Below are 23,907 nucleotides of genomic sequence, written 5' to 3'. Positions count from 1 at the left end.
CGGGGCGGGCCCCAGGCTGCCGTCGGCGTCAGGGCTTGGGAAAGGTGAGGCTCCGGCGTCGGGCACGGACCGGGAACGATCCGCTCAGAAGAGGACCCGGGCCGCGGTGAGAGCCGCCGCGGCCTCCGCGTCGCCCTCGAACGCCAGCCCGGCCGGCGACGGTCGGCCGGAGAGGTGGCGGGCGAGATCCAGTGCGTCGGCTCGCAACGTGACCAGGGGCGGACCGCTGCCGAGTCGGTAGCGGCCGCCGGCCGGCCCCGAGAGTTCCAGCAGACAGGAGGGGCCGGTCCAGCCGAGCGCCAGGTCCAGCAGTACCTGACGCATGATCTCGCCGTCGTGCTCGTCCAGGACGAACTCGGTGCCGGTGGCGTCACTGATGTCGATGCGGTGCATCCAGGTGTCGCGGGCGATGAGGACGCTGTTCATGTAGTCCATGGAGTCCTCGGGCAGGGCCTTCGCCTCCGGGAAGACCATGCTCGTGCGGATCCGGCGCCTTACCGGAGCCGGCATGCGGGCCAGCGAGCTCGCTCCCTTCGGGGCGATGCGAGCGAAGTCCGAGACCAGCCGCTCCGCTGTGGCTTCTCCACGGTCCTCGACCTGACTCTCGTTGTGACCGTCGAGCGCGCCCAACTCGGGATGCGTGCGGCGGGCCCGTCGCACCCGCGCGATCATGAGCCAGGGCTTGGCCAGCTCCTCGAACTGCCCGACCTCGTGGGCGACCATGTCCCGGACGGTCCACCCGGTGCACGCGGTCGGCTTCGACCACGCTTCGGCGTCCAACGAGCCCATCACCGCGAGCGAGGCTCGAATCTCCGCCTCGTTGACCGTGGACGCCCGCGCCGCGGAAGTCCGGGAAATGTCTCCGGCGGAGACAGCGGGCGTAGTCATACCGCACCTCCTCGCCCCCCTCGGCCAAGGCTACAAGGCGCCCACACCGGCGGCACGCGCATGCGCCAGGGACACCGACAGCCGTGGCGGACGGCTCGACGGCCTCGGGCGGATCGGGCCGGGGCGACTCCCCGTCGGGGCCGCGACCCCGCCGGACGCGGACATCCTGCGAACGCCGCTCGGGCAGCACCGCATCCCGGCAGGAGGAGCGGGCGGAGCGGGGGGCAGGAATGGTGCCACCCACCCGGACGCGACGTCGGCCGTGCCGGTCCACGACGACGCCCGCACCCGGGCGACACGGACCCGGGCGCCGCACCCGCATCCCGCCCGAGGCGGACACCGCGGCCGGCCGCGCCTGGAGCAGCCGACCCGCTCCCTGGAACGGCCCCCGCGCCCCCAGCGTGCCGTACCCCGGCCGACGCGAGCACAGGACCGTCCGGCCCGTCGGAAACCGGCTCCGGCCTGCGGCTCCGGTCTTTCTCCACGGTTCGCGCCACCGCGCCATACAGGTGCAAATACCCCAGACCAATGTTCGTTCCTGATCGATTCGCTTCGCTTTTGGGTCAACTCTGGCGGTTGTGCGGACCGGGCGACTATTCCTTTCCCAGCGCCGTCCGGCGCGGTCTCGCCGGGACATGTCTGGCGCTCGCCCTGAGAAGAGGAGCCCGTTTCCGATGCGGACCAAGCCCCATGCTCTGCTCGTGATGAACAGGTCGAGCTTCGAGGCGCACTTCGACCAGTCCCGGCTCCGACGGCTCACCGAACTGGTGTCCCTGGACGACCCCTGCTGGACGGACGAACTGGATACCCCGGAGGCGCACTCCCGGCTCGCGCACGCCGAAGTGCTGATCACGTCCTGGGGGGCGCCCGCGCTGACGCGGGCACGTCTTGCCGCCGCGCCCCGGTTGAAGGCGGTGCTGCACTGCGCCGGCAGCGTACGCGGCCTGGTGAACCAGGAGGTCTGGAGCCGCGGTATCCGGGTGACGAGCGCCGCGGACGCCAATGCCGTGCCGGTGGCGGAGTACACCCTGGCGGCGATCATCTTCGCCGGGAAGAAGGCGCCGTTCCTCGCCGCCGACGAACGGCAGGCGTACGGCGGCTGGGGTTCGGTCACGGGCTACGGCGACCTGTCCAACTTCGAACGCACCGTGGGCCTGGTCGGGTTCTCGCGCATCGGCCGACGGGTGGCCGAACTGCTGCGGGTGCTGCGCGGCACCACCGTCCTGGTCGCCGACCCGTACGCGGACCCCGAGGAGGTGGCACGCGCCGGCGCCCGGCTGGTGGACCTCGACGACCTGCTGCCCCAGGTCCACGTCCTGTCCGTGCACGCCCCGGAGCTGGCCGAGACCCGGCACCTCGTCGGTCCCGCCCAGCTGCGCCGGCTGCCCGACTTCGCGACGGTCATCAACACGGCCCGCGGCAGTCTCATCGACTCCGAGGCCCTGGCCGCCGAGTGCGCCTCGGGGCGGTTGTTCGCGATCCTCGACGTCACCGACCCCGAGCCGCTCCCCGAAGACTCACCGCTGCGGCAGGTGGCGCACGTGATGATCACCCCTCACATCGCCGGATCACTGGGCACGGAGATCGGCAGGCTTACCGATCACGTGCTCGATGAGCTGGAACGCTGGGCCTCTCGCCGGCCCCTGCTGGCGGAGATCACCGAGGAGAACTGGGCGATCGGCCTCAGCGCCTGAACCTCGCCACCGCAGCGAGCCGTCCCCGTCAGATCCGAAACGCTCAAGGGAGAGCCGCCGACATGAAGTTGAAGAAGACCCTCACCACCGTCGCCCCGTTGGTGGTGGCCGCGAGCCTGATCGCCGGCGGCTGCGACGCCAGCGGTTCGAACACCGCGTCCGACGGCCGGACCGTCGTCAAGGTCAGTCTGTGGAACTACAAGACCACGCCGGAGTGGAAGGCGCTGATCGACGGCTTCGAGGCCGGGCACCCCGACATCGACGTCCAGCCGGTCGACATCCTCGCCGACGACTACTCCGACAAGGTCACCACCATGTTGGCCGGCGGTGACACCACCGACGTCCTGACCATGAAGAACGTCACCGACTACGCCCGCTACGCCACGCGTGGCCAGTTGAAGCCGCTCACCGACCAGGTGAAGAAGCTCCCCCAGAAGTCCTACTCCGGGCTCAAGGACTTCGACCTCAAGGGCCAGTACTACGCGATCCCGTACCGGCAGGACTTCTGGGTGCTCTACTACGACAAGGCGCTGGTCGGCGACGCCGACCTCTCCCACCTGACGTGGTCCCGGTTCGCGGACCTGGCCGAGAAGACCACGAAGGGCTCCGGCTCCTCCAAGGTGTACGGCACCTACCTGCACACCTGGCGCTCCGTGATACAGGCGACCGCCGCGGCGCAGACCGGCGGGGATCTGCTGGGCGGCGACTACGACTTCATGAAGAACCAGTACACGATGGCCCTGGACCTGCAGAAGGCCAAGGCCACGCTGCCGTTCTCCACGGCCTCCAGCCAGAGCGTCACCTATGACTCGCAGTTCACCACGGGCAAGGCCGCCATGGTGCCGATGGGAACCTGGTGGGCGGCGGCCCTGCTGGCGGAGAAGGCCCAGGGCAAGAACCCCGTCGACTGGGGGATGGCGCCGATGCCGCAGATCACGGCCGACGGCAAGACGGTCACCTTCGGCTCGCCGACCGCGTTCGCCGTCAACAAGAAGGCCCGTAACGCCGAAGCGGCGCAGGAGTTCGTCACCTGGGCGTCCGGCGCGGAAGGGGCCGCCGCCATCGCGAAGGTGGGAGTCGTTCCCGCCTACACCGACGACAAGGTCATGGACACCTTCTTCGGGGTGGACGGCATGCCCGGCGACGCGATCTCGCGGAAGGCCATGGAACCGTCCACGGTCCGGCTGGAGATGCCGATCAGCGACAAGTCGTCCGACATCGACCAGATCCTCACCGAGGAGCACGAACTGGTGATGAGCGGCGAGAAGTCCGCCGCTGAGGGCATCAAGGAGATGAACGACCGGGTGAGGAACGAAGTCAAGTGACCACCGTCCCCCCACCGGTCCGGCCCGCTTCCGCGGCACACGCTGCCGCGGCGAGGCGCCGCCGCCGGCGCGTCACCCTGATCGGGTGGAGCTTCATCCTCCCCAACTTCCTGGGATTCGCCGCCCTCACCCTCGTGCCCGTCGTCGGCGCCCTGGCCCTCTCGTTCACCCACTGGGACTCCTACAGCACACCCGAGTGGGCCGGCCTCGACAACTTCCGCCGGATGTGGAACGACGACAACTTCTGGACCGCGGTGCAGAACACCTGCTACTACGCGTTCGGACACATCCCGCTCACGCTGGTGGTGTCGCTGGGACTCGCCGTCCTGCTCAACCAGAGACTGCGCGGCGTCAAGGTGCTGCGGACGGCCTTCTTCTTCCCCTACGTCACCTCACTGGTGGCCGTCGCAGTGGTGTGGAACTTGCTGCTGAGCCCCGAGGTCGGACCCGTCAACCAGTTCCTGCGGTCGCTCGGCGTCGACAACCCGCCGGGCTGGACCACCTCCTCGGACTGGGCCATGCCCGCCCTCATCGTCGCCAGCGTCTGGCGGGACATGGGCTACTACATGATCCTCTTCCTCGCCGGCCTGCAGACCGTTCCCGCCGAACTCCACGAAGCGGCACGCGTGGACGGCGCCGGCGCGTGGAAGCGGTTCTGGCACGTCACCCTGCCGTGTCTGCGCCCCACCACCTTCTTCGTGACGGTGATGCTCACCATCTCCAGTTTCAAGGTGTTCGACCTGGTGCAGGTCATGACCGAGGGTGGTCCCGGCCGCTCCACCCTGGTCCTCTCCCAGCTGATCTTCCGGGAGGGCATCACCCAGGGGCGCTTCGGATACTCCTCCGCGGTCTCCCTCGCGCTGTTCGTCATCTGCCTGGTGATCACCGTCGTCCAGTTCTACTTCCAGCGAAGGAGCGAACGATGAGCACCACCGTGCTGCGGAAGGACAGCACCCAGGTCTCGGAGCCGTCTCCCCCTCCCGTGTCCCGCAAGGCGGTACACCGGCGGCGAGCGCTGCGGGCAGTCGGCCGCGTGCTCCTCTACGCGGCGCTCGCCGCGGTGGCACTGGCAGTCCTGCTGCCGTTCGTCTGGACGCTGGTCTCGTCGGTCAAGGCGGACCGGGACGTCTTCACCGTGCCCGTCGAGTGGATCCCCAGGGAGTTCCACTGGGACAACTACCGCCGGATCTGGACGGACATCCCGCTGGCCGCCTACCTGGGCAACTCCCTGTTCCTCAGCGTGGTGATCACCTTCCTGCAGGTGCTCACCGGAAGCTTCGCCGCCTACGGCTTCGCGAAGATGCGCTTCCCGGGCCGGGACCTGCTCTTCACCGGCTACATCGCCACCATCGCCGTGCCCTGGCAGGCCTACATGATCCCGCAGTACATCATCATGCAGAAGCTCGATCTGGTGAACACCCACCTCTCCCTGATCCTGCTCCAGGCGTTCGGCGCGTTCGGCGTCTTCCTGATGCGGCAGTTCTACCTGACGATTCCGGACGAGATCAGCGAGGCCGCCCGCCTGGACGGGCTCACCGAGTACGGGATCTGGGCCCGCATCATCCTGCCGCTCTCCAAGCCCGCCCTCGCCGGCCTCGCCCTGCTGACCTTCGTGCAGACCTGGAACGACTACATGGGCCCGTTCATCTACCTGACGGACAACAGGTTGTGGACGGTGCAGTTGGGCCTGCGCTCCTTCATCGGCCAGTACGACGCCCAGTACGCGATGATCATGACGGGCTCGGTGCTGTCCGTCCTGCCGATCCTGGTGGTGTTCCTTCTCGGCCAGCGCTACTTCGTGCGCGGCATCGCCACCACCGGCGTCAAGGGATGACCAGGGAAGGTGCCATGACCGGCAGACACTCCACCGCGCCCCGTCCCGCCGGCCCGCGACTGCGCCTCAACGTTTCGCACAGCTCCTGGGAACTCGTCTGGGCCCACGTCCACCGCGTCCTGGTCGTCAACCTCGGAATGGCGACGGCCAACCTGCCGCTGCTGGCCGCCTTGCAGGTGTCCCACCAACCCTGGCGCCACCCGCTGTTCTTCGCCCCGCTCCTCCTTCTGACAGGCCCCTCCGTCGCCGCCGCCTTCGCCTACCTCGACCAGGCGGGGGAGGACGGCGAAGCGTCCGTCCGGGCGTTCGCGCGGGCCTACGCGCGGCTGTTCCGCCCCGCACTGCGCATCTCCGGTCCGGTGCTGCTGTTGGTGATCGCGGCCGTGGTCGACGCCGTCGTCCTGCGTACGTCCCCGGCCGGGGCCGCCCTGCTGCCCATGGCCGCGATCACGGCCGTCCTGGCCGCCCTGTCCGGGATCGTCGCCCTGGCCCACCCGGACGCCACCCGGCGCGCCGGCCGCAAGGCCTTCATCCTCGTGCCGTACGCGGTTCTCCGGCACTGGCCGCTCGCCCTGATGAACCTCGCGCTGGTCACCGCGGGGCTCCTCCTCATCAACCAGGCGCCCCTCATGGGACTGGCGGTGCTCCCTGGTTGCGTCCTCTTCGTGCTCTGGCACAACTGCCGCTTCACACCGATCCCCGGATCCGAGCGGTGCCGGTCATCCGATCGCACGGGATAGTGTCCGGTCACTGTCGGCCTCGAGGAGAGGCGTCGGAGTCAGAAAGGTCACCGTCGATGCCGTTGGCAGCGGAGCGTCAGGAAATGATCCTCGCCGCGGTACGCAAGCACGGCATGGTGCGCCTGTCGGATCTGGTGGCACAACTGGGCGTCACCGCCGTGACGGTGCGCAGGGACGTCACGCTGCTGGCCGACCGCGGTCTGGTGCAGCGCGTGCATGGCGGTGTCGCGCTCGCTCACCGCTCACAGACTCAGCCGATGAGGGAGGGCGTGCCCGGCCCCTACGGACCGATGGCCGCGCGTGCCCTGGTGGGCATGGTGGTGCCCTCGGTGGAGTACTACTGGCCCCAGGTGATCCAGGGGGCCCACACGGCCGTGGCCGCGGCCGAGGGCAGGCTCGTCATGCGTGCCTCCCGCTGGGAGGACCCGGCCGAGGACCGTCGGCAGGTGAACGCCCTCCTCGAGCGCGGAGTGCAGGCGTTGCTGGTCGCCCCCGCCACGACCGGCGACACGGCGATGGAAGTACTGCGCTGGCTCGGTTCGCTGACGGTCCCCGTGATCCTCGTCGAGCGCCGTCCACCCAGGGAACTGCTCACCCTCGCCCTGGACACCGCCAGGACCGCCCACGCCCTCGGTGCCGGTCTGGCCGTCCGTCATCTGGTCACTCTGGGGCACGACCGGGTCGCGCTGATCACCACGCGTCAGAGCCCCACGAGCAGGGCCCTTCGCACAGGATGGCAGGAGGCGGTGGACACCCTGGGCCTTCCCCCGCACGTGGGCCTCGACATCGAGGTGCCTTCCTACGGTGCTCCGGGCTGGGCCGGGGCGTACACCGGCGTCATGGAGCGGAGCCGCGAACTGGGCGTCCGGGCGTTGCTGGTGCACTCGGACCGTGAGGCCATCGGGCTGATCGAGCGGGGCCGGGACCTGGGGATCAGCGTGCCCGGCGACCTGGCCGTGGTGACCTACGACGACGAGATCGGGGCGGCCTCGGATCCGCCGCTGACCGCTCTGCGTCCCCAGAAGCACCGTCTTGGCGTGACCGCTGCCCAACTGGCGTTGGCCAAGCTCGCCGACATCAGCGGGGAATGGCCCGTGCACCGCATCGAACTCTGGCCCAACGTGGTGGTCCGGGAGTCCTGCGGTACGGCCCCGAGGCCGGAAGCGCTGCAACCGTCGATGGCGCCGGACCTGCTTGCCGAGGCGGGGCAGACCCTGCGAGCAGGCTCTCGGCGGACGCCGAAGTGACCGAGTCAGTCCCACAGGAGAGAGCCGTGGTACAGCCCAGAATAGGCCGACGCGGAGGCGGGCTCCGCTCGCAGGCCCCCGCCGACGGTGATCCCCTCCGTCGCCCCCTTCGTCCTGGCCCTGCCGTGGCGGCGCGCCGGACCCACCGTCCGAAGCACCGAGTGAGGCCACCGGAGCCCCTGCCGGTCCTGCGCGACCGTGCGCTCGGCATGCGGTTCGGCCCGGCGGAGATCGGCCGCCGGCCCCGTACGGCCGCGCCCCTCGGCGACCCGGTCCCGGTGCACGAACCTCGCGCGCCGCGCCGCGTCCCCGCCACTGCGGCCGGCGCCCCGCCCACGGCCGACGTGCTCAGCCAGCACACGCCCGTGCCGCCCGCATGCGGGCGCATGGTCCCCGCCGCGGAACTCGCCGTTCCGCCTCGAGTAGCCGTCCTCGTCGACACGGCCCGGGGCACCCCGGTCGACACCGTCGCGCTGGGGACTGCCTGCGCCGCAGGTCCACGCGCCATCCCCGACGTCACGGAACCGGAACCTATGACCACCGCCGACTCACCCTCGGGCACGCTCCCGAACGCTGCGCCCACCCCGCACGTCGCGGGTTCGCCCGGCTCCCAGGCCAGCCGGCCGAACGCCATGGCGCTGCCCGAACCGGAACGCCACGCGGCCGGCCTGCCCGCGCTCTCCCCGGTCGCCCGGCGCCATCTGGCGGTGCCGGCATGAGCTTTCCGCCCGGCCCCGGACGCCCGGACGGCCTCTCCCCGTACACCGGATGGGAACGCCGGCACTGGACGGCCCTCGCCGACCGTCTGCTCGGTGCGCTCGACGCCCACCGGTCGCCAGGTGGCGCCCGTATCCTGCTGCCCGGCCCGAACAGCTCCTACGGCCCCGAATCGGACGGTCTGGAGGGCTACGCCCGCTCATTCCTGCTCGCCGGCTTCCGCATCGCCGGTGAACGCGGCGCCGATCCCACCGGGCTCCTGGAGCGCTACGCCGCGGGCCTCGCCGCCGGAACCGACCCGCGGCATCCCGAGGCCTGGCCCCGCCCCGACCACCTCGACCAGGCCAAGGTCGAGGCCGCGTCGATCGCCCTGATCCTCCAACTGACCAAGCCGTGGCTGTGGGACCGCCTCGACGACCGGGTCAGGCAGACCACCGTCGCATGGCTGTCCTCGGTCGTCGGCCAGTCCTATCCGCCCATCAACTGGGTCTGGTTCCGCATCGTCGTGGAATCGTTCCTGCGCGAGGCGGGCGGCCCCTGGTCCGCCACCGACATCGAGCAGGACCTCGCCGTGCACGCCTCGCTGCGGCGCGCCGACGGGTGGCTCTCCGACGGGCAGGAACGCGCCTACGACCACTACACGGGATGGGCCCTGCACACGTACCCCCTGCTGTGGACCGAGTTGTTCGACGTCACCGGTTCGCTCTGCCCGGAACCCCTGCGCTCCACCTGGGGCGCCGACCTGGCGCGATACCTCGACGACGCCGTGCACCTCGTGGGCGCGGACGGGGCACCCCTGATGCAGGGCCGCAGTCTGATCTACCGGTTCGCGTCCGCCGCACCCTTGTGGACCGGGGCGATCAGCGGTGACTCGCCTCTGCCGCCGGGGCTCACCCGACGCGCCGCGAGCGGCATGGTGGACCACTTCGCCCGGCACGGCGTGCCCGACGCCGAGGGGCTGCTGACGCTCGGCTGGCACCATCCGTGGCCCGGCATGCGCCAGGCGTACTCCGGCCCCGGTTCCCCCTACTGGGCGGCCAAAGGCATGCTGGGACTGATGCTGCCCGCCGACCACCCGGTGTGGACGGCGACCGAGGAACCACTGCCCGTCGAGCGGAACGACGAGGCGAGAGTGGTCACGGCGCCGGGCTGGCTGGTGTCGGCGCGCCGCAGGGACGGCATCGTCACCGTCCTCAACCACGGCACCGACCACGCGCGCCCCGGCGAGCCGCGCACCGACGCGCCCTTGTACGCACGGCTCGGCTACTCCACGGCGACCGTGCCGCCCTTGACCGGACCGACGGTGCACGACCCGGTGGACAACACGGTCGCCCTGCTGGACCGGGACGGCAGGGCGTCCCACCGCACGGGGTTCCGCACCCGCTACGCCGAGGAGCTGCCCCATGGCGTCCTGGCCGCGGTGTCGTCGGGCCGGGTGCACTGGGTGGACGCCTCCGGCGACGCCGCGGCGGACCACGGCTCGGGCCGTACCGGCGCCGTCACGCCCGGCCCCGAGGTGACCGTCGCGTCGGTGGTGCGTGACGGTCTCGAAGTCCGACTGGTCCGGGTGGACGGTCCACCGGGGCCCGGGATCCGACTCCGCCTCGGCGGCTGGCCGCTGGCGGCGGCGACCAGGCCTGCCAGTGAGACGTCCGGCGAGGGGCGGCCCCTGGGCGAGCCGTACGCGGTCGCGGCGACGGACCAACTGACCTCCGGGCTGCGCGGTCTGACGGGTTATGAGTCCGCGGGTGTCCTCGTGGAACAGGACACGAGTCCCCTGGGCTCCTGGACCGCCATCCCCTGGCTCATCACCCGCACACCCCCGGTCCCCACCGTGCTGGGCGCCGTCGTGACGCTCGGCCGGGACAGCACCCCGCCCGGCTCCCCCGCCCTGACCGTCGGTCCTGACGGCGACGGCGGGCACGTGGCGCGGATCAGATGGGCCGACGGCGCCACGACGAACGTGTCGATCCCCGGGCCGGAGTGACGGGCGATCACCTACCGGACCACCTGCCGGCCGTCACGGGAACAGGTTCCGCCCGGCACGACGAGGCAGACGGAGGGACGGCCGCGCCGATGCCCTCGGCGTACCCGCGAAGGCACGGCGGAACCGGAAGGAGAGGAGGGGGAAGAGGGTTCCTCCGCGGCGCATCAGCCACCCGGACGGTGACGGCGCTGACACGGCCGAGCGTCGCCGGTGCGCACACTCCGAGGTGACGGCGTCCGCCGAGAAGGTTCCGGCTCCTGTCCGGCACGCGCCGCCGACTCGTCCCGGCCGGGCTCGCCTGTTCGAGCACCCGGCCCGCGGGTCACCGACGTGCGGAACGGTGCGTCTAGGCTCTCGGCGAGGGGCGCCCGTCGAGGTCCCATCGGCCGGTACGCGCGCAAGGGGAATCGGGTGGAGTGGGGACTGGGTGCGGCCGGTGTCGCGGTCGGGTTGCTGATCGCGGTGGTGACCGCGCCGGTCGGAGTGTCCGGAGCCGTGTTCCTCCTGCCGGTGCAACTGAGCGTGTTCGGCGTTCCCAGCCCGGCCGTCACACCCACGAACCTCCTCTACAACGTCGTCGCCGGCCCCGGTGCGCTCCTGCGCCACCGGCGCGACGGCAGCCTGCGAGGACCCCTGGTCCGCCGACTGGTCATGGGCACTCTCCCGGGCGTCGTCCTCGGCGCGGTCATCCGGGTCTTCGCCCTGCCGGGCCCGCACGTCTTCCGGCTGCTGATCGCCGCCCTGATGCTGCCGCTCGGCATCTGGCTGATCGCCCGGACACTGCGCCCGGCGCATGTGGAGAGGCCGCGTCCCGAGCCCGCGCCCCGGACGGTCACCGGTCTCGCGCTCGCCGTCGGGGTCATCGGCGGGATCTACGGCATCGGTGGCGGCTCCATCCTCGGCCCCGTCCTCGCCGGCCGGGGCGTCCCTGTCGCCAGGGTCGCCCCGGCCGCGCTCGCCTGCACCTTCGCCACCTCCGTCGTCGGGGCCTCCGCCTACGCGATTCTGTCCCTGGTCCGAAGCGGCAGCATCTCCCCCGACTGGTCCCTGGGCCTGGCCTGCGGTCTCGGCGGACTCATCGGCAGCTACCTCGGGGCCCGTCTCCAGCCCCGTCTGCCCGAGACACTCCTCCGTCTCCTGCTGGGCACCCTTGCCGCCACGCTCGGCGCTCTGTACGCGGTCGACGCGCTCAGCTGACCTCCGCCTCACGTCGGGGGCCACGCCCGGAACGGGCGGTGAGCCCGTAACCGGGCCGGTGACGTCGGCACACATGACAGCAGAGTCACCGGCGCGGACTGTGCCACGCTTGTTGCCGCTGTTCGCCGACTCGGTGTCGTTCTCGATCCCGCGCCGCCGGGCATTCCGTGGGTATCGGCGGTCGACTCGGCGAACGGCATGCGCACGTTCCGGGGGTGAGCGATGAGTTCCGGCGGTGGATCGGGTCTGCCCTGGCATGACTCGCATCGTCGCGGACATCTCGGTCTCTCTCGACGGCTTCGTCACCGGGCCCGATCCCGGCCCGGACAACGGTCTGGGCACCGGCGGCGAGGCCCTGCACACGTGGGCGTTCTCCGACGACGCGGGCGACCGCCGGTACTTGCGCGAGGGGACCGCCCGCTCGGGTGCCGTCGTCCTCGGCCGCCACCTCTTCGACGTGGTCGACGGGCCGAACGGCTGGGACGACAGGACCGGCTACGGAGCCGGCGAGGTCGGTAAGCCCGCCTTCGTCGTCGTGACGAGTGCGCCGCCGAGGTCGGTGCGGCTCACCGACCTCGACTGGACGTTCGTCACCACGGGTCTGCCCGACGCCGTCGCCGCCGCGCGTGACCGCGCCGAGGCGGCGTCGTCGCGCCGCGGCGAGAACCTCGACGTCATCCTCATGGGCGGCGGCGCCACGGTCGGCTCCGCGCTCGCCGCCGGGCTGGTCGAGGTGCTGACGCTGCACCTGGCCCCCCTCGTGCTGGGCGCCGGGACGCCCCTGTTCACCGGCGGACCGCCCCGTACCCTCGTCCAGCGGAGCGTGACCTCGACATCGACCGCCACTCACCTCACCTACGACGTCCTCTGACGACGGCGTGGCGCGACTTGGCGGCGAGCGGTCCACAGCGCCCCGATGGGCGTTTCTGGCGTGCGGCGCCGGGGGTGGGTCCGGCGGCGACCGGCGGGGCTTCCTCGGTCAGGCCGCGCACGTCCTCGTGTAGTCGTATCCGGGCAGCAGCCGTTGCCACCGTTCGCGGTCGACGGGGCCCACCACGCGGCACAGTGCGGCGACCCGGTCGGGGATGGCGAGATCCCACAGTCGGACGGTGCCGTCGTTGCCGGCGCTGGCGATCGTCCCGCCGTCCGGGGCGTAGGTGACACTCCACACCGCACGGGTGTGCCCGGTCAGGGTGGCGACGAGCCGTCGCCGCAGGGGATCCCACAGCCGTACGGTGCGGTCGTTGCCGCTGCTCGCGAGGGAGCGGCCGTCGGGGCTGAAGGCGAGACCGCGCACCGACCCGGCGTGCTGGCCGAGCGATCCCGTCATCCGGGCCCGGGCCACGTCCCACATCCGGATGACGCCGTCGTTGCCGGAACTGGCGAGGGTGTGGCCGTCGGGGGCGAAGGCCACCGCGCGTACCGAGCCGCCTCTCGCGGTGAGGACGGCGGCGGGGCGGCCGGGCGGGACGTTCCACAGCCGGAGGGTGAGGTCGTCGCTGCCGCTGACGACGGTGGTGCTGTCGGCGCTGAAGGCCAGGCAGTTCACGAAGTCGGTGTGGCCGGTGAGCACCTTGGCGGGCGTCGGTGCCGGACGGCCGGTGGACGACACCCTCCACAGTCGTACGGTGCTGTCGGCGCCGGCCGAGGCGAGCCACCGGCCGTCCGGACTGAACGCCACGGCGAAGACGGCACCGGTGTGACCGGTGAGCACGACGGGTGCGCCCTCCCCTGCCGCGACGGGCCACAGCCGTACCGTGCGGTCGGCGCCGGCCGAGGCGAGCCACCGGCCGTCCGGACTGAACGCCACGGCGTAGGCGGCACCGCTGTGACCCGTCAGGGAGCGGACTCGGGTGCGGCGCGCCACGTTCCAGAGCTGGACGGCGCCGTCCGTCGCCGCGGAGGCGAGCAACCGCCCGTCCGGGCTGAAGGCGGCCTTCCACAGTTCGCTGACCGGGTAGGCGCTGAGCGTGTGGCCGGTGAGGTCCCACAGGGCCACGGTCCCGTCGAAGCCCGCGGTGGCGAGCAGGTCGCCGTCGGCCGCGACGGCGACGGCCATCACGTAGTCGGTGTGACCGGAGAGGGAGTCCACCGCGCGGCGGGTGCGGACGTCCCAGCGCACGATCGTGCCGTCGCCGCCCGCCGAGACCACCGTGTGGCCGCCGGGTCCGAAGGCGAGCCCGTTCACGTCGTCGTCGTGGCCCGCGAGAACGGCGGTCTGGCGGCGGGCCGCAGGGTCCCACAGCCGTACGGTGCGGTCCGCGCCGCCGGTGGCGAGCACTCGGCCGTCGGGGCTGTACGCCACGGCGAGGACATCGCCGCTGTGGCCGTCCAGGACGGCGGTGGTCCGGTGGGTCCGCGGATTCCACAGCCGTACGGTGCGGTCGACGCCCGCGCTGGCCAGCCGGGAGCCGTCGGGCGCGTACGCCAGCGCGAGGACGTCGCCGGAGTGGCCCTTCAGCTGTGCTGTCTGACGCCGGGTCCGGGTGTCCCACAGGCGTACGGTTCCGTCCCGGCCGGCGGAGGCCAGGGTCCGTCCGTCGGGCGAGAAGGCCACCGCGCGGACCGGTCCCTGATGGCCCGCCAGAACGGCGGTCTGACGTCGTTCCGACACCGACCACAGCCGGATCGTGGCGTCCGTGCTGGCCGAGGCGAGGGTGCGCCCGTCCGGTGAGAAGGCCACGGACCGCACCGGCCCTCGGTGACCGGCGAGTTCACCGGCGCCACGGCGGGTGGTGAGGTCCCACAGCCGGACGGTGCCGTCGGAACTCGCCGAGGCCAGCAGCCGCCGGCCGGGGCCGAGGACCACGCCGTTCACCGGTCCGCGGTGGCCGGTGAGCCGGCCGGCGAAGGCGTTGGCCTGCGTGCTGAGCAACGCGCCGCGCGCCTCGATGGTGGGCGCGGTGCGGTAGGCGGACTCCGCCAGCAGCATCGAGGCCTCCGGTCGGCCGAACGCGAGGTGGGCGGAGCGGGCCGCCATGGCCTGTGACAGCGCCGTCCTGCGCTGTTCGTCGGCGGAGTTGCGCTGGTGGAGGATGGTCCCGCCGGCGAGGAGCGCCAGGGCGAGCAGCACGGTGAGGACCACGACTCCCGTCCGCTGCTGGCGCACCCGACGTCGGGCGAGGCGCCGGCGCAGGTCCTCCTCGCGCTCGGAGGCGCGCAGGAAGTCGGCCTCCACGGGCGCGGGCGCGCTGTCCCGGCCGCTGGGACCGGCCACCCATTCCCGGACCGCCGTCAGCCTGGCCCCTCGGTAGAGCAGGCTCGGGTCGCGGTTCTCGCGGTCCCACTCCCGGGCGGCGGCGCCCAGTTGCTGGTGCAGGAGCAGATCGGCGCGGGTCGTCCGGATCCAGGTGCGCAGTCGGGGCCATGCCCGCAGCAGCGCCTCGTGGACGATCTCGACGCGGTCGGAATCCACCGTCAGCAGACGGGCGGTCACCAGTGCGTCGAGGGTGGCGCGGGCGGCCGCCTGATCCGGCAGTCCGTCGAGCAGTTCGGAGGTGGTGCGCGGACGCCGGGAGGCCTCGTTGTCCTCGCCGACGCGCACCAGTCGCAGCAGCAGTCTGCGGGCGGTGTCCTGCCGGGTGGGCGACAGCACGGCGAACAGGTTCTCGGCCGCGGTGGCGACGGAGCCGTGGATCCCGCCCGTCGCCAGGTAACCCGCCACGGTCATGGTGGAGTCGGCGCGCCGCTGCCAGGTCTCCCGCAGGGCGTGTCCGAGGAGCGGAAGCACCCCGGGCCGGCCGCCCGGGACGGCTGTGTCGGGGCCGCTCCCGGCGGAGGCGGGGGTGTCGGCCGCTCCCAGGTCGCGCAGCAGCAACTCGACCAGCCCCGGCTCCAGGGCGGTCCCCGTCTCCATGGCCGGACGGACTATGCACTCCCGCAGCTCGTCCGTGGTCATCGCGCCCAGGGCGAACAGCCCGTCGCTGACGACCGGCACCAGGGGCGGGTACTCCAGGCAGCGTCCTGTGACGTCGGCGCGCACTCCCAGCACCACGGCGAAGGCTTGCCGCGCCGGCTCCGGTCCGTCGTCGCCGCCACCGCCGTCGCCGCCGTCGCCGCCGGCCAGGGTGGTGAGCGCCTCGATGTAGGACCGGCGTTCCGCCTCGTCGTCGCAGAGGGTGAAGACCTCCTCGAACTGGTCGACGATGAGGACGCGGCCGGGGCTCGGCGGCGCGGAGGGATCCGTGGGGACGGCGGCGCCGCGGAGCGCGGCATCGCCGGTGGCGGCCCAGGAGCGCAGGACCGCCACCAGTTGTCGCGCGCGTTCGTCCGGCGGGCCGTCGTCGTGCAGGTGGTCCAGCAGGCCTGCGGGCAGTGCGGTGCGCAGCGCCTGCCGCAGGGCGGACAGCGGCCTGGCCGTGGGGGTGCACGTGGCGATGGTGACGGCGGGGCCGGCGGTGAGCGCGCTGTCGGGGCGGGCGGGGTGCGTGCCGTCCGCGTCGGCGGCGAGGACGCCGTCGGACAGAGCGGGCACGAGGCCTGCGCCCAGCAGCGAGGACTTACCCGCCCCGGAGAGGGCTACGACGGCCACCGGCCCCTTGCCCGTCCGCTGGGCGAGCCGCTTGACGAGTGTGACGACCGCCCGCTCCCGGCCGAAGAACCGCCCGGCGTCATGAGGACCGAAAGCGGACAGACCGGGATAGGGGCAGTCCGCGTCGTCGCCCCGCGCCGACGGCCCCTCCCCCGCGGTCGGCGGGAGCAGGGCGAGCAGGGCTCCGTCGGCCTCCAGAGCGTCGTCGCACAGACGCGCGACATCACCGTTGACCGGCTTCCTACCCGTCTCGATCTTGCTCAGATAGCCTTTGCTGTAATGGGTGATCCGTGCCATGTCGGCCAGCGACAGCCCCCGCGCCAGGCGGAGTTCGCGCAGCGCCGGGCCGAAGGACGGGTGCTGCGGCCGTCGTCGGGCGTCGCCCGGCGGGCGCGCCGACCCGTCGTCCCTCTGGTCCATGAGTGGTGTGCCCCCGAGGCACGGCGCGCGAAGCGCCGTCTTCTGACGCCGATGGGTCAGATCGGCGACCGTGCGTCTGAGGGATGGTAAGCACGGGGCCGGAACGGGGCATGCCGGGAGAGCGGGAAGTGACGAGGGTCACATGGCCGGTCGAACATCCGGTGCGCGAGGCGCGAGAGCCGTTCGTGACGCCGCTCCGGCACCGCGGGCTCTTGAGCCCGCGGTGCCGGAGCGGTGGACGCGAGGGGTCGACCGGCGGAACCGGTCAGACCACGCGCGGGTTCACGCAGTTCGGGACGCCGATCAGCCAGGCGTCCCCCTGCATGTAGATGTTGCTGACCCAGCCCTGGTACTCGGGCAGGTACGACCAGGCGTCGTTGGTGTATCCCTCGGCCGTGACCGTCTCCGCGTGCTTCTGGCAGGAGACCGCCACACCGGTCGGGCCGGACAGCCGGGTCACGACGCCCGAGCCGGTGGAGGGGGAACTCCGGATCGTCACGCCGGTGCCCCAGGTGCTGTGGGCGTGCGCGCCGACCGGGGTGGCGGTGCCCCTGCCGTCGCAGGCGGGGACACCGGCGAGCCAGGCGTCGCCCTGGAGGTAGATGTTGGTGATCCAGCCGCCGTACTGCGGGAGGTAGGACCAGGCGTCGTTGGTGTATCCCTCGGACGTCACCGTCTGGGCGTGCATCTGGCAGCTCACCGCGACCGAGGTCGCACCGGCCAGCCGCGCGACCGTGGTCCCGCTGGTGGTGGAGGGCTGGGAGCGGATCGCCACGTCCGTGCCCCAGGTGCTGTAGGCGCCGCCCTGGGTGGCGTTGCCGCCGCCGCCGGAACCGATCTGCGCGTCGTAGTCGGCGCCGGAGCAGGTCGGCACCTCCGGCAGCCAGGCCGGGCCCCTCAGGAAGATGTTGCTGATCCAGCCGCCACGGTTGGACAGGTACGTCCAGGCGTCGTTGGTGTAGCCCTCCGCGCTGATGCGCTCCCCGCGCTGCTGGCACTTGGCGTACACGATGTCCGGTCCGGACAGCCGGGTCACCAGGGCGGCCGAACGGTTGGGGTGCTGGCGTACGGCGACGTCCGTGCCCCAGGTCACCTGGAGCGTGCCGTCGTAGCCCGTGGGTTCCGTGAACGGGCTGCCCTGCGGCATCCGTGTCACCCCGACGAGACGGTTGTTGCTGATGCGCTGGGCGATGTCGATCACGCGGATCGGCAACTGCGACTGGTGGGCCTCGACGACATAGCCGTCCCCCAGGTAGAGCATCACATGGGTGATGCTGTCCACCGTGCCGCCGACGCCGGTGAACACCAGGTCGCCGGGCTCCATGTCGGACACGGCCGGCTTGCCGCCGCCGACTCCGTTGACCTGCTTGTACGTTCGTCCCGCGGCACGGTACATGTCCTCGGCCGTGCTGCCGCCGAGGATGTCGTACCCGACCGCCTTGTACCAGGCCCACCGCGCGAAGCCCGAGCAGTCGAACCCACGGGTCTGGGGGTCGAGCCGGGTCTCCCTGATGCCTTCCAGGCTCGACCAGTCCACGGAGCCGTAGCTCTGGCCCGGAGCCGGTCCGTGACCGCCGCCCCACGTGTACACCGTGCGCGCACGCCATTCCGCGCAGGCCGCGTCCACGGCACGGCGCGCCTCGGGCGAGGCGATGCCCTGCACGCCGCACCAGTTCTGCTCGCCCGTGCCGGCCGCCTGGGCGGTCGTCGTCGGGAGCAGGGCCAGGAGGAGGGCCGTCACCATCATGGCGACCAGCCCGGCTCCTCGGCGCAGTATTCTCATCCGGTTCTCCTCTCGCGGCCGTGCCACGTGTGCGTGGCGCCGACAGTCCGACCGCGTTCGACAACGCCCCCGTGTGGCTCAGTGGCGGAACAGGCCTCACCGTGGCCGCAGCGGACGGCGAGAACCAGGGGTTTCCCGTTGCCTCTTGGCACGAGGGGCGGGAAACCCCTGCCAGGAGTGGTTCAGCCGCGCCAGATCTTGACGTACGTCACCGCGTCGTTGAGCGTGTCGCCGACGTAGGGCACGTCACCGGTGAAGGAGGCGTTGCCCCGCGGGCCGCGGAGGAAGGACTTGTTGCATCCGCCGTCGATGAGGAACGACGACAGGTTCGCGGACCAGTAGTTGTTCGGGCTGAAGCTGTAGCCCGCCGCGTCGCACGGCCCGGCGCTGCCGTAGACCTTGGTGTACGTGCCGCCGTAGCTCGCGTGCTCGGCCCAGGTCATCAGCTCCGTCTGCGCCGCCGCCGGTACGGCCGCCGCGGCCCGGGTGGAGGCGTCGGGACCGCTGAAGCAGGTGTACGCGTCGACGTCGGAGGCGGTTTCGCCGGCCTTCACCTCGTCGAGGACGAGGACGCAGTGGGTGGGCTCGGCGGACGTGCCGCCGGCGGTGCCCGACGCGGCGAGCGCGGGACTGCCCACGGCCAGCAGGCAGGCGGCCGAGGCGAGCGCGAGGGCGGTGCGCGGTGTGTTCACTCGGATCTCCAAGGGTGTGTCACGGATGTCGGTCGGGAGTGGCGCGGAGCCGGACGGCGGGCGGGTCCGTGCTCGGCCTACCACCAGGGGTCCGTGCAGTGGATGCCGGACCGGGTCGAACCGCAGGCGCGGAACTTCCAGTTGGCGTCCGAACTGGTGCGCTGGGCCGCGCTCGTCTTGTTCTCGCCGCCCTGGGAGGTGAACGGCCCGCACTGGATCCAGGTCCGGCCCCCGTCCCGGGTCCAGTCCAGCCACACCTGGTTGCCCGGCTGCACGTCACCGGCGATGAGGGCCCAGCCGCGCTGTACACCGCGGATGTTGCCGTACTGGACGCTGATGTTGATGCCCTCGCTCCACAGCGTCACCTGGCGGGCCGCGGTGTCGTAGGCGTCGTCGGAGATGTCGATGAACCCGTTGCGGCCGCCCTCGCAGTCCGATGCGGCGGCCTGCGCGGTGCCGGTGGGGCCGAGGAGCGTCATGCCGCCGGCGAGCAGCACCGCGGCCGTCACCGCGGACGCGGTCCTGCCCCGGACGGAGCGCCGGGCGACGGACGAGGCACGTTTCCAACTGATCACTGGCTCAGATCCTCACGTGAGTTCTGCCCGGGGACCGACGCACGGTGCGACGGCGATCCATCGGGATCGACGGTCCCCACGTTGTCGTCGGCGGCCTGGGACGACCAGGCGTTTCCCTGGGTTTTCCCGTTGCCCGCACAGGTGGGAAACAGCGGTGGCGACTCCGCCGTCGGCCGACCGCCGTCCCTGGGCCGCACGGTCGGGCGACCCCGTCCTCCGCCGCCGCACCGGCCGGACCGGTTCGCGGTCGGCACTCCGGGCTTGGTTCACTGCACGCGGGCGCACGGGGGGGACGACCCGCGCTCACCGTGACCGCAGGGCCTTCCAGGAGCAGCGTGATGAACCGACGTACCCGCTTGACCCTCGTGCTGGCGTTGAGCGGGCTGCTGTGCGGATGCGGCTCCGCTCCGGACACCCGCTCCTCGCCGCCCCGGGAGGAACCTTTCTGGCAGGCGGAGTTCGAGGGGGTCGCGTCGTCCCGACCGTCCGAGAGGTCCTGGAACACCGAGACCGGGAACCGGGACGCCGAGGGGTGGGGCAACAACGAGTTGCAGTACTACACGGACGACGCGGCCAACTCCCGCCTCGACGGCGCGGGTCACCTCCTGATCTCCGCGCGACCGGCTCCCGCCGGCTCCGCGTTGCCGTGCCACACACAGGAGTTCTGCCCCTGGACCTCGGCCCGTCTGACCACCGAGGGCAAGGTCGCGCTCACCTACGGGCGCGCGGAGATCCGCGCGAAGCTCCCCACCGGCACGGGACTGCTGCCGGCGATCTGGATGCTGGGCGACAACGGCGTCGAGTGGCCCGGACAGGGGGAGATCGACATCTGCGAGGTGGTCGGCGGCGAACCGCGAACGGTGTACGGCACCGCGCACGGGCCGACCTACTTCAACGAGAAGGGGCTCGGCGGCTCCACCACCCTCGGGGCCGACGCCTCGCGGGCGTTCCACACGTACGCCGTCGACAAGCAGCCGCGACGCATCACTTGGTCCGTCGACGGAGAGCCGTACTTCACCCTGACCCCGTCGAAACTGCCCGCCGCACGCGACTGGGTCTTCGAACAGGACATGCACCTGCTGCTCAACGTCGCCGTCGGAGGCGACTGGCCCGGTCCTCCGGACGCCTCGACGCCGTCCCCCGCGACGATGACCGTCGACTACGTGCGGTTCTACGGCGAGGGCCGGCGGTGAACCCGTTCCCGTCCGAGTAGGGGGCGACGAGCGCGCCGCTCCGGGCGTACGGGCGGGCTGTGCCACGAGGACCGTCGCCGTCGTGGCGGCCCGCGGGCAGCTCGCGTCCCCGAGTCCGACGTGGGCGGACCGCCTGCGACGGCTCCCTGCCGCGTCAGGTCGCGGTGGGCCAGGTACGCAGGAGAGCGGCGATCTCCGCGACCGTGCAGGCGGGGTCGAGGAGCAGGTCCCTGAGGGCGACGGCGTCCTCGCGGGCGGGCTTCACGGGAATCCCCGCGGCTTCCAGGTACATGACGCCGGTGGCGGCGGCGACGGCCATGTTGGAGCGCTCCAGCCAGCGGCACCGGCCCAGCGTGTGCACCAGGGCGGCGGCCTTGGCGTGGGGGCCGTCGTAGACGGGGCGCTCGAACAGTTCGGCGCGGTGGCGGGCGACCGCCGAGACGGGAACGCCGTAGTCGTCGGGGGCCGGATCGTTCGCCCCGGCGGCCTCGGCGACCTGGAGGATCCAGGGGACGTCGATGTGCGGTTCCATCAGGCCGCGCGCGCTCCCCGAGATGTCCGCCGACCGTCCTCGGCCTCGTCGAAGACCGTCTGGTGTTCGGCCAGGAAGCGGGCGGCCGCGTCCACCGCGCGGGCCCGCAGGCCGCTGGCGTCCTCCTGCACGAGCCTGGCGAGGTAGTCCCCGACGCTCAGCCCCAGGTCGGCGGCGCGCTTCTTCGCGAGTTCCGCGACGTCCTCGTCCACCCGCGCGCCCAGCTGTGTCTTCGGCATACCAGGATGGTAACACCCGTTACCAGGCAGGGGGAGGCGGCAGCGGCAGGAGTGGCGGGCTCCGGCCTCGGTGCGGAACTCGGCGAGCACGGCTCGACGGCCGGCAGGACGACCCGGTCCCGGTGGGGGCCGACGGGCGCCGGAGCCGCAAGACCCGGGCTGCCCGCGGGGCTTGCCGGAGACCGAGCGGCCTTCGGATCGGCCGCACGGAGTAGTTCTCCTGGTGGTTGGCGCGCCGGGCGTGTAGCGTCGGCGTCAGCTGTCGTGGTTCCGAAGTACCTTCCGCTCGTGAGCGATCGCACGGGCGGGTTTTGCTGTGTAGCGCCGCTGAGGACCCGTCGATCACCTCCGGCTCCCGCGTCGCGCGGGAGCCCCCTTCGAGTCCCCGTGGAGGACAACATGGCCAGTGGAACCGTGAAGTGGTTCAACGCCGAAAAGGGCTTCGGCTTCATCGAGCAGGACGGTGGAGGCCCGGACGTCTTCGCCCACTACTCCAACATCGAGGGCCACGGATTCCGTGAGCTTCAGGAGGGCCAGAAGGTGACGTTCAACGTCACCCAGGGCCAGAAGGGCCCCCAGGCCGAGAACATCACCCCGGCCTGACGCTCGAAACACCGAATGCCCGTCTCCCCCGCTACGGCGCGGGGAGACGGGCATTCGGCGTGCGGGTCGACCAACTCCCGCGGCAGAACCGCGCGGTCGACGGCCGGTGGTCAGCGGTCGACGGCCGGTGGTCGGCGGTCGACGGCCGGTGGTCGGCGGTCGACGGCCGGTGGTCGGCGGCCGGTGGTCGGTGGTCGGCGGCCGGTGGTCGGCGGTCGGCGGTCGGCGGTCGGCACGAGGTCGCATCGCCCGAGACGCCCGAACCCGTCCCCGCGAGCACCCGGTGCTGGTGGACCGGTGCACGGCGGCCTGTGATCACCGATGTGTGGTCATGCACCGTCGTGCGACGAGGACCTGGCGTCCCGCGAAGCCGCCGCAGCCCTGGTCGTGACGCCCGCGACGCCCGCCGGGACGCCACCGTCCCGTCCGGGCCGCCGATCGCGATCGGCGGCCGCCTTCGCCCCGGGCGCCCCTGCCGGGCGGGCTCGCTGGTGACGCGCAGCGACCATGCCCGCCGGCACCGACGACCGCGGCCGGGGAGTGGCGCACCCCTTCGTCAGACACTTCATCCCGATAAGATCCCTTTTGTGATGAGGTCAGGAGGGCACCGGAGCCGCCACCACCGGCGCCGCGGCGGCCGGCGGCAGGCCATGCTGCTGTCACCGGTGCTCGTGACCGTCCTCGTCGCCGGTCTGGCGATCGCCACTCCGAGGGAGATCGCCTTCAGCCGTCTCCTCCCCGCGGCGCCGGCCCTCGCGGCAGCGATGTGGCCCGTCATTCCGACGGTCCTCCTGGGGGTGACCTGCCTTCTGGTCATGCTCGGCATCAGCCTCGTCCACACGGACCTGGGCACGCCGTACACGGCTGCCGCGATCGCCGCGGTCACCCTCGCCGCCGCGTATGCGAGCCATCTCCGGCTCCAGCGAGAGGAGACCCTCTTCCAGGTCCGGCTCGTCGCCGACGCGGCCCAGAAGGTGCTGCTGCGCCCGCTGCCGCGCCGTATCCAGGACGTCGAGGTCGCGTCGCTCTATCGTGCGGCCCAGGAACAGGCCCGCATCGGAGGCGACTTCTACGAGGCGGCCGACACGCCGTACGGAGTCCGCCTCCTCATCGGCGACGTACGCGGCAAGGGGCTGTCGGCGGTGGGGGCCGCCGCGGCGGTGACCAACTGCTTCCGGGAGAACGCATACGACCAGCCGGACCTGAAGGGACTGGTCCGCCGTCTGCAGACCACCATGACCCGCTACAGCGGCGCGATCCCCGCCGACGATCAACCGGAGCACTTCGCCACCGCGCTGATCGCCGAGATCCCGCGCGGCAGCGGACTCGTCAGGATCCTCAACTGCGGCCATCCGCCACCGGTGTTGGTGCGGGGCGGGCGGATCGACGTGCTCGAACCGAGCCACGCCTCCACCCCCCTCAACCTCGCGGCACTCCTCGGGGACCACTATCACGTCGACACCGTCCACTTCTCCCCCGGCGACCGCATGCTGCTCTACACCGACGGCGTCTCGGAGACCCGCGACCGTACCGGCGCGTTCTTCCCCCTGCCGGACTGGACCCGTCGTCACGACACGGCCCCACCCCGTGAGCTGCTGGACCAGCTCCACACGGACCTGCTCCGCTACAGCGGCGGAAGGCTGGACGACGACGTCGCGGCGCTCGCCGTACGCTGCCTGGACGACTCGGTCCAGGAGCACTAGAAGGAAG

The 23,907-nt window shown here is 72.1% G+C and carries 20 protein-coding genes; 13 read left to right on the top strand and 7 right to left on the bottom strand.

Annotation, left to right across the window (positions count from 1 at the left end; all coding sequences use genetic code 11):
* Positions 1-84 precede the first annotated feature (84 nt).
* On the bottom strand, positions 85-888 hold the full coding sequence (locus tag ACFYO5_RS09735; RefSeq protein ID WP_388706260.1) for a maleylpyruvate isomerase family mycothiol-dependent enzyme: 804 nt from the start codon (positions 886-888) through the stop codon (positions 85-87).
* A 674-nt stretch (positions 889-1,562) separates the two neighbouring features.
* Between ACFYO5_RS09735 and ACFYO5_RS09730 the strand changes: the two genes are divergently transcribed.
* The 10 genes from ACFYO5_RS09730 (at position 1,563) to ACFYO5_RS09685 (ending at position 12,500) form a co-directional block, all read left to right on the top strand.
* Complete coding sequence (locus ACFYO5_RS09730; protein ID WP_388706257.1) at positions 1,563-2,582, top strand: hydroxyacid dehydrogenase; 1,020 nt, start codon at positions 1,563-1,565, stop codon at positions 2,580-2,582.
* Between the two features lie 62 nt (positions 2,583-2,644).
* Complete coding sequence (locus ACFYO5_RS09725; protein WP_388706255.1) at positions 2,645-3,907, top strand: ABC transporter substrate-binding protein; 1,263 nt, start codon at positions 2,645-2,647, stop codon at positions 3,905-3,907.
* Positions 3,904-4,833: a carbohydrate ABC transporter permease gene (locus ACFYO5_RS09720; protein ID WP_388706252.1), complete on the top strand. Its 930-nt coding sequence runs from the start codon at positions 3,904-3,906 to the stop codon at positions 4,831-4,833. Before ACFYO5_RS09725 ends, ACFYO5_RS09720 begins: the two co-directional genes overlap by 4 nt.
* Positions 4,830-5,741 carry a carbohydrate ABC transporter permease gene (locus ACFYO5_RS09715; protein ID WP_388706249.1) on the top strand — a complete coding sequence of 304 codons (912 nt, stop codon included), beginning with the start codon at positions 4,830-4,832 and terminating at the stop codon, positions 5,739-5,741. The genes ACFYO5_RS09720 and ACFYO5_RS09715 overlap by 4 nt, the downstream gene beginning before the upstream one ends.
* 14 nt (positions 5,742-5,755) lie before the next feature.
* Positions 5,756-6,481, top strand: a complete 726-nt coding sequence (locus tag ACFYO5_RS09710; protein WP_388706246.1) for a hypothetical protein — start codon at positions 5,756-5,758, stop codon at positions 6,479-6,481.
* A gap of 56 nt (positions 6,482-6,537) precedes the next feature.
* The gene (locus ACFYO5_RS09705) at positions 6,538-7,728 is read left to right on the top strand and encodes a substrate-binding domain-containing protein (protein ID WP_388706243.1); all 1,191 of its coding nucleotides are present in this window, start codon (positions 6,538-6,540) and stop codon (positions 7,726-7,728) included.
* Between the two features lie 161 nt (positions 7,729-7,889).
* The gene (locus ACFYO5_RS09700) at positions 7,890-8,447 is read left to right on the top strand and encodes an NAD(P)-dependent oxidoreductase (RefSeq protein WP_388706241.1); all 558 of its coding nucleotides are present in this window, start codon (positions 7,890-7,892) and stop codon (positions 8,445-8,447) included.
* Positions 8,444-10,432, top strand: coding sequence for a DUF2264 domain-containing protein (locus ACFYO5_RS09695; RefSeq protein ID WP_388706238.1), 1,989 nt, complete (start codon positions 8,444-8,446; stop codon positions 10,430-10,432). Before ACFYO5_RS09700 ends, ACFYO5_RS09695 begins: the two co-directional genes overlap by 4 nt.
* Before the next feature lie 411 nt (positions 10,433-10,843).
* Positions 10,844-11,629 (top strand): sulfite exporter TauE/SafE family protein, encoded by a 786-nt coding sequence (locus ACFYO5_RS09690; protein ID WP_388706236.1) that lies wholly within the window; start codon positions 10,844-10,846, stop codon positions 11,627-11,629.
* A gap of 256 nt (positions 11,630-11,885) precedes the next feature.
* Positions 11,886-12,500, top strand: a complete 615-nt coding sequence (locus tag ACFYO5_RS09685; RefSeq protein ID WP_388706233.1) for a dihydrofolate reductase family protein — start codon at positions 11,886-11,888, stop codon at positions 12,498-12,500.
* Between the two features lie 108 nt (positions 12,501-12,608).
* Here the strand turns inward: ACFYO5_RS09685 and ACFYO5_RS09680 are convergent, their stop codons facing one another.
* The 4 genes from ACFYO5_RS09680 to ACFYO5_RS09665 all read right to left on the bottom strand — a co-directional run bounded on the left by ACFYO5_RS09680 (position 12,609) and on the right by ACFYO5_RS09665 (position 19,630).
* A complete protein-coding gene (locus ACFYO5_RS09680) occupies positions 12,609-16,580 on the bottom strand; it encodes a helix-turn-helix domain-containing protein (RefSeq protein ID WP_388706231.1) in 3,972 nt (1,323 codons plus the stop codon).
* 265 nt (positions 16,581-16,845) lie between these two features.
* On the bottom strand, positions 16,846-18,363 hold the full coding sequence (locus ACFYO5_RS09675; RefSeq protein WP_388706228.1) for an NlpC/P60 family protein: 1,518 nt from the start codon (positions 18,361-18,363) through the stop codon (positions 16,846-16,848).
* Between the two features lie 182 nt (positions 18,364-18,545).
* Positions 18,546-19,055, bottom strand: a complete 510-nt coding sequence (locus ACFYO5_RS09670) for a hypothetical protein (RefSeq protein WP_388706225.1) — start codon at positions 19,053-19,055, stop codon at positions 18,546-18,548.
* A gap of 77 nt (positions 19,056-19,132) precedes the next feature.
* On the bottom strand, positions 19,133-19,630 hold the full coding sequence (locus ACFYO5_RS09665) for a hypothetical protein (protein WP_388706223.1): 498 nt from the start codon (positions 19,628-19,630) through the stop codon (positions 19,133-19,135).
* Positions 19,631-19,968: 338 nt separating this feature from the next.
* Here ACFYO5_RS09665 and ACFYO5_RS09660 point away from each other — a divergent pair, with 338 nt between their 5' ends.
* The gene (locus ACFYO5_RS09660) at positions 19,969-20,823 is read left to right on the top strand and encodes a family 16 glycosylhydrolase (protein WP_388706221.1); all 855 of its coding nucleotides are present in this window, start codon (positions 19,969-19,971) and stop codon (positions 20,821-20,823) included.
* Between the two features lie 154 nt (positions 20,824-20,977).
* Here the strand turns inward: ACFYO5_RS09660 and ACFYO5_RS09655 are convergent, their stop codons facing one another.
* Both ACFYO5_RS09655 and ACFYO5_RS09650 read right to left on the bottom strand, forming a co-directional pair.
* Positions 20,978-21,355: a fic family toxin-antitoxin system, toxin component gene (locus ACFYO5_RS09655; RefSeq protein WP_356568318.1), complete on the bottom strand. Its 378-nt coding sequence runs from the start codon at positions 21,353-21,355 to the stop codon at positions 20,978-20,980.
* A complete protein-coding gene (locus ACFYO5_RS09650) occupies positions 21,355-21,594 on the bottom strand; it encodes a hypothetical protein (RefSeq protein ID WP_388706219.1) in 240 nt (79 codons plus the stop codon). Before ACFYO5_RS09650 ends, ACFYO5_RS09655 begins: the two co-directional genes overlap by 1 nt.
* 399 nt (positions 21,595-21,993) lie before the next feature.
* On the opposite strand from ACFYO5_RS09650, the gene ACFYO5_RS09645 reads away from it, so the two are divergent.
* Together ACFYO5_RS09645 and ACFYO5_RS09640 are read left to right on the top strand one after the other, a co-directional pair.
* On the top strand, positions 21,994-22,197 hold the full coding sequence (locus tag ACFYO5_RS09645) for a cold-shock protein (RefSeq protein WP_356568314.1): 204 nt from the start codon (positions 21,994-21,996) through the stop codon (positions 22,195-22,197).
* 590 nt (positions 22,198-22,787) lie between these two features.
* A complete protein-coding gene (locus ACFYO5_RS09640; RefSeq protein ID WP_388707177.1) occupies positions 22,788-23,900 on the top strand; it encodes a PP2C family protein-serine/threonine phosphatase in 1,113 nt (370 codons plus the stop codon).
* The last annotated feature ends 7 nt before the right edge of the window (positions 23,901-23,907 follow it).

Origin of the sequence: Streptomyces sp. NPDC006259, from assembly GCF_042870975.1 — a bacterium.
Taxonomy (GTDB): Bacteria; Actinomycetota; Actinomycetes; order Streptomycetales; family Streptomycetaceae; genus Streptomyces.
Note: the sequence above shows the minus strand (reverse complement) of the source record. Positions and strands in the feature narration are given on the sequence as shown.

What these genes read in the sequence shown, in the direction of transcription:
- ACFYO5_RS09640 (WP_388707177.1), top strand. Translation starts at nt 22,788, where the DNA reads ATGAGGTCAGGAGGGCACCGGAGCCGCCACCACCGGCGCCGCGGCGGC.
- ACFYO5_RS09685 (WP_388706233.1), top strand. Translation starts at nt 11,886, where the DNA reads ATGACTCGCATCGTCGCGGACATCTCGGTCTCTCTCGACGGCTTCGTC.
- ACFYO5_RS09705 (WP_388706243.1), top strand. Translation starts at nt 6,538, where the DNA reads ATGCCGTTGGCAGCGGAGCGTCAGGAAATGATCCTCGCCGCGGTACGC.
- ACFYO5_RS09675 (WP_388706228.1), bottom strand. Translation starts at nt 18,363, where the DNA reads ATGAGAATACTGCGCCGAGGAGCCGGGCTGGTCGCCATGATGGTGACG.
- ACFYO5_RS09645 (WP_356568314.1), top strand. Translation starts at nt 21,994, where the DNA reads ATGGCCAGTGGAACCGTGAAGTGGTTCAACGCCGAAAAGGGCTTCGGC.
- ACFYO5_RS09695 (WP_388706238.1), top strand. Translation starts at nt 8,444, where the DNA reads ATGAGCTTTCCGCCCGGCCCCGGACGCCCGGACGGCCTCTCCCCGTAC.
- ACFYO5_RS09735 (WP_388706260.1), bottom strand. Translation starts at nt 888, where the DNA reads ATGACTACGCCCGCTGTCTCCGCCGGAGACATTTCCCGGACTTCCGCG.
- ACFYO5_RS09655 (WP_356568318.1), bottom strand. Translation starts at nt 21,355, where the DNA reads ATGGAACCGCACATCGACGTCCCCTGGATCCTCCAGGTCGCCGAGGCC.
- ACFYO5_RS09660 (WP_388706221.1), top strand. Translation starts at nt 19,969, where the DNA reads ATGAACCGACGTACCCGCTTGACCCTCGTGCTGGCGTTGAGCGGGCTG.
- ACFYO5_RS09710 (WP_388706246.1), top strand. Translation starts at nt 5,756, where the DNA reads ATGACCGGCAGACACTCCACCGCGCCCCGTCCCGCCGGCCCGCGACTG.
- ACFYO5_RS09730 (WP_388706257.1), top strand. Translation starts at nt 1,563, where the DNA reads ATGCGGACCAAGCCCCATGCTCTGCTCGTGATGAACAGGTCGAGCTTC.
- ACFYO5_RS09725 (WP_388706255.1), top strand. Translation starts at nt 2,645, where the DNA reads ATGAAGTTGAAGAAGACCCTCACCACCGTCGCCCCGTTGGTGGTGGCC.
- ACFYO5_RS09680 (WP_388706231.1), bottom strand. Translation starts at nt 16,580, where the DNA reads ATGGACCAGAGGGACGACGGGTCGGCGCGCCCGCCGGGCGACGCCCGA.
- ACFYO5_RS09715 (WP_388706249.1), top strand. Translation starts at nt 4,830, where the DNA reads ATGAGCACCACCGTGCTGCGGAAGGACAGCACCCAGGTCTCGGAGCCG.
- ACFYO5_RS09650 (WP_388706219.1), bottom strand. Translation starts at nt 21,594, where the DNA reads ATGCCGAAGACACAGCTGGGCGCGCGGGTGGACGAGGACGTCGCGGAA.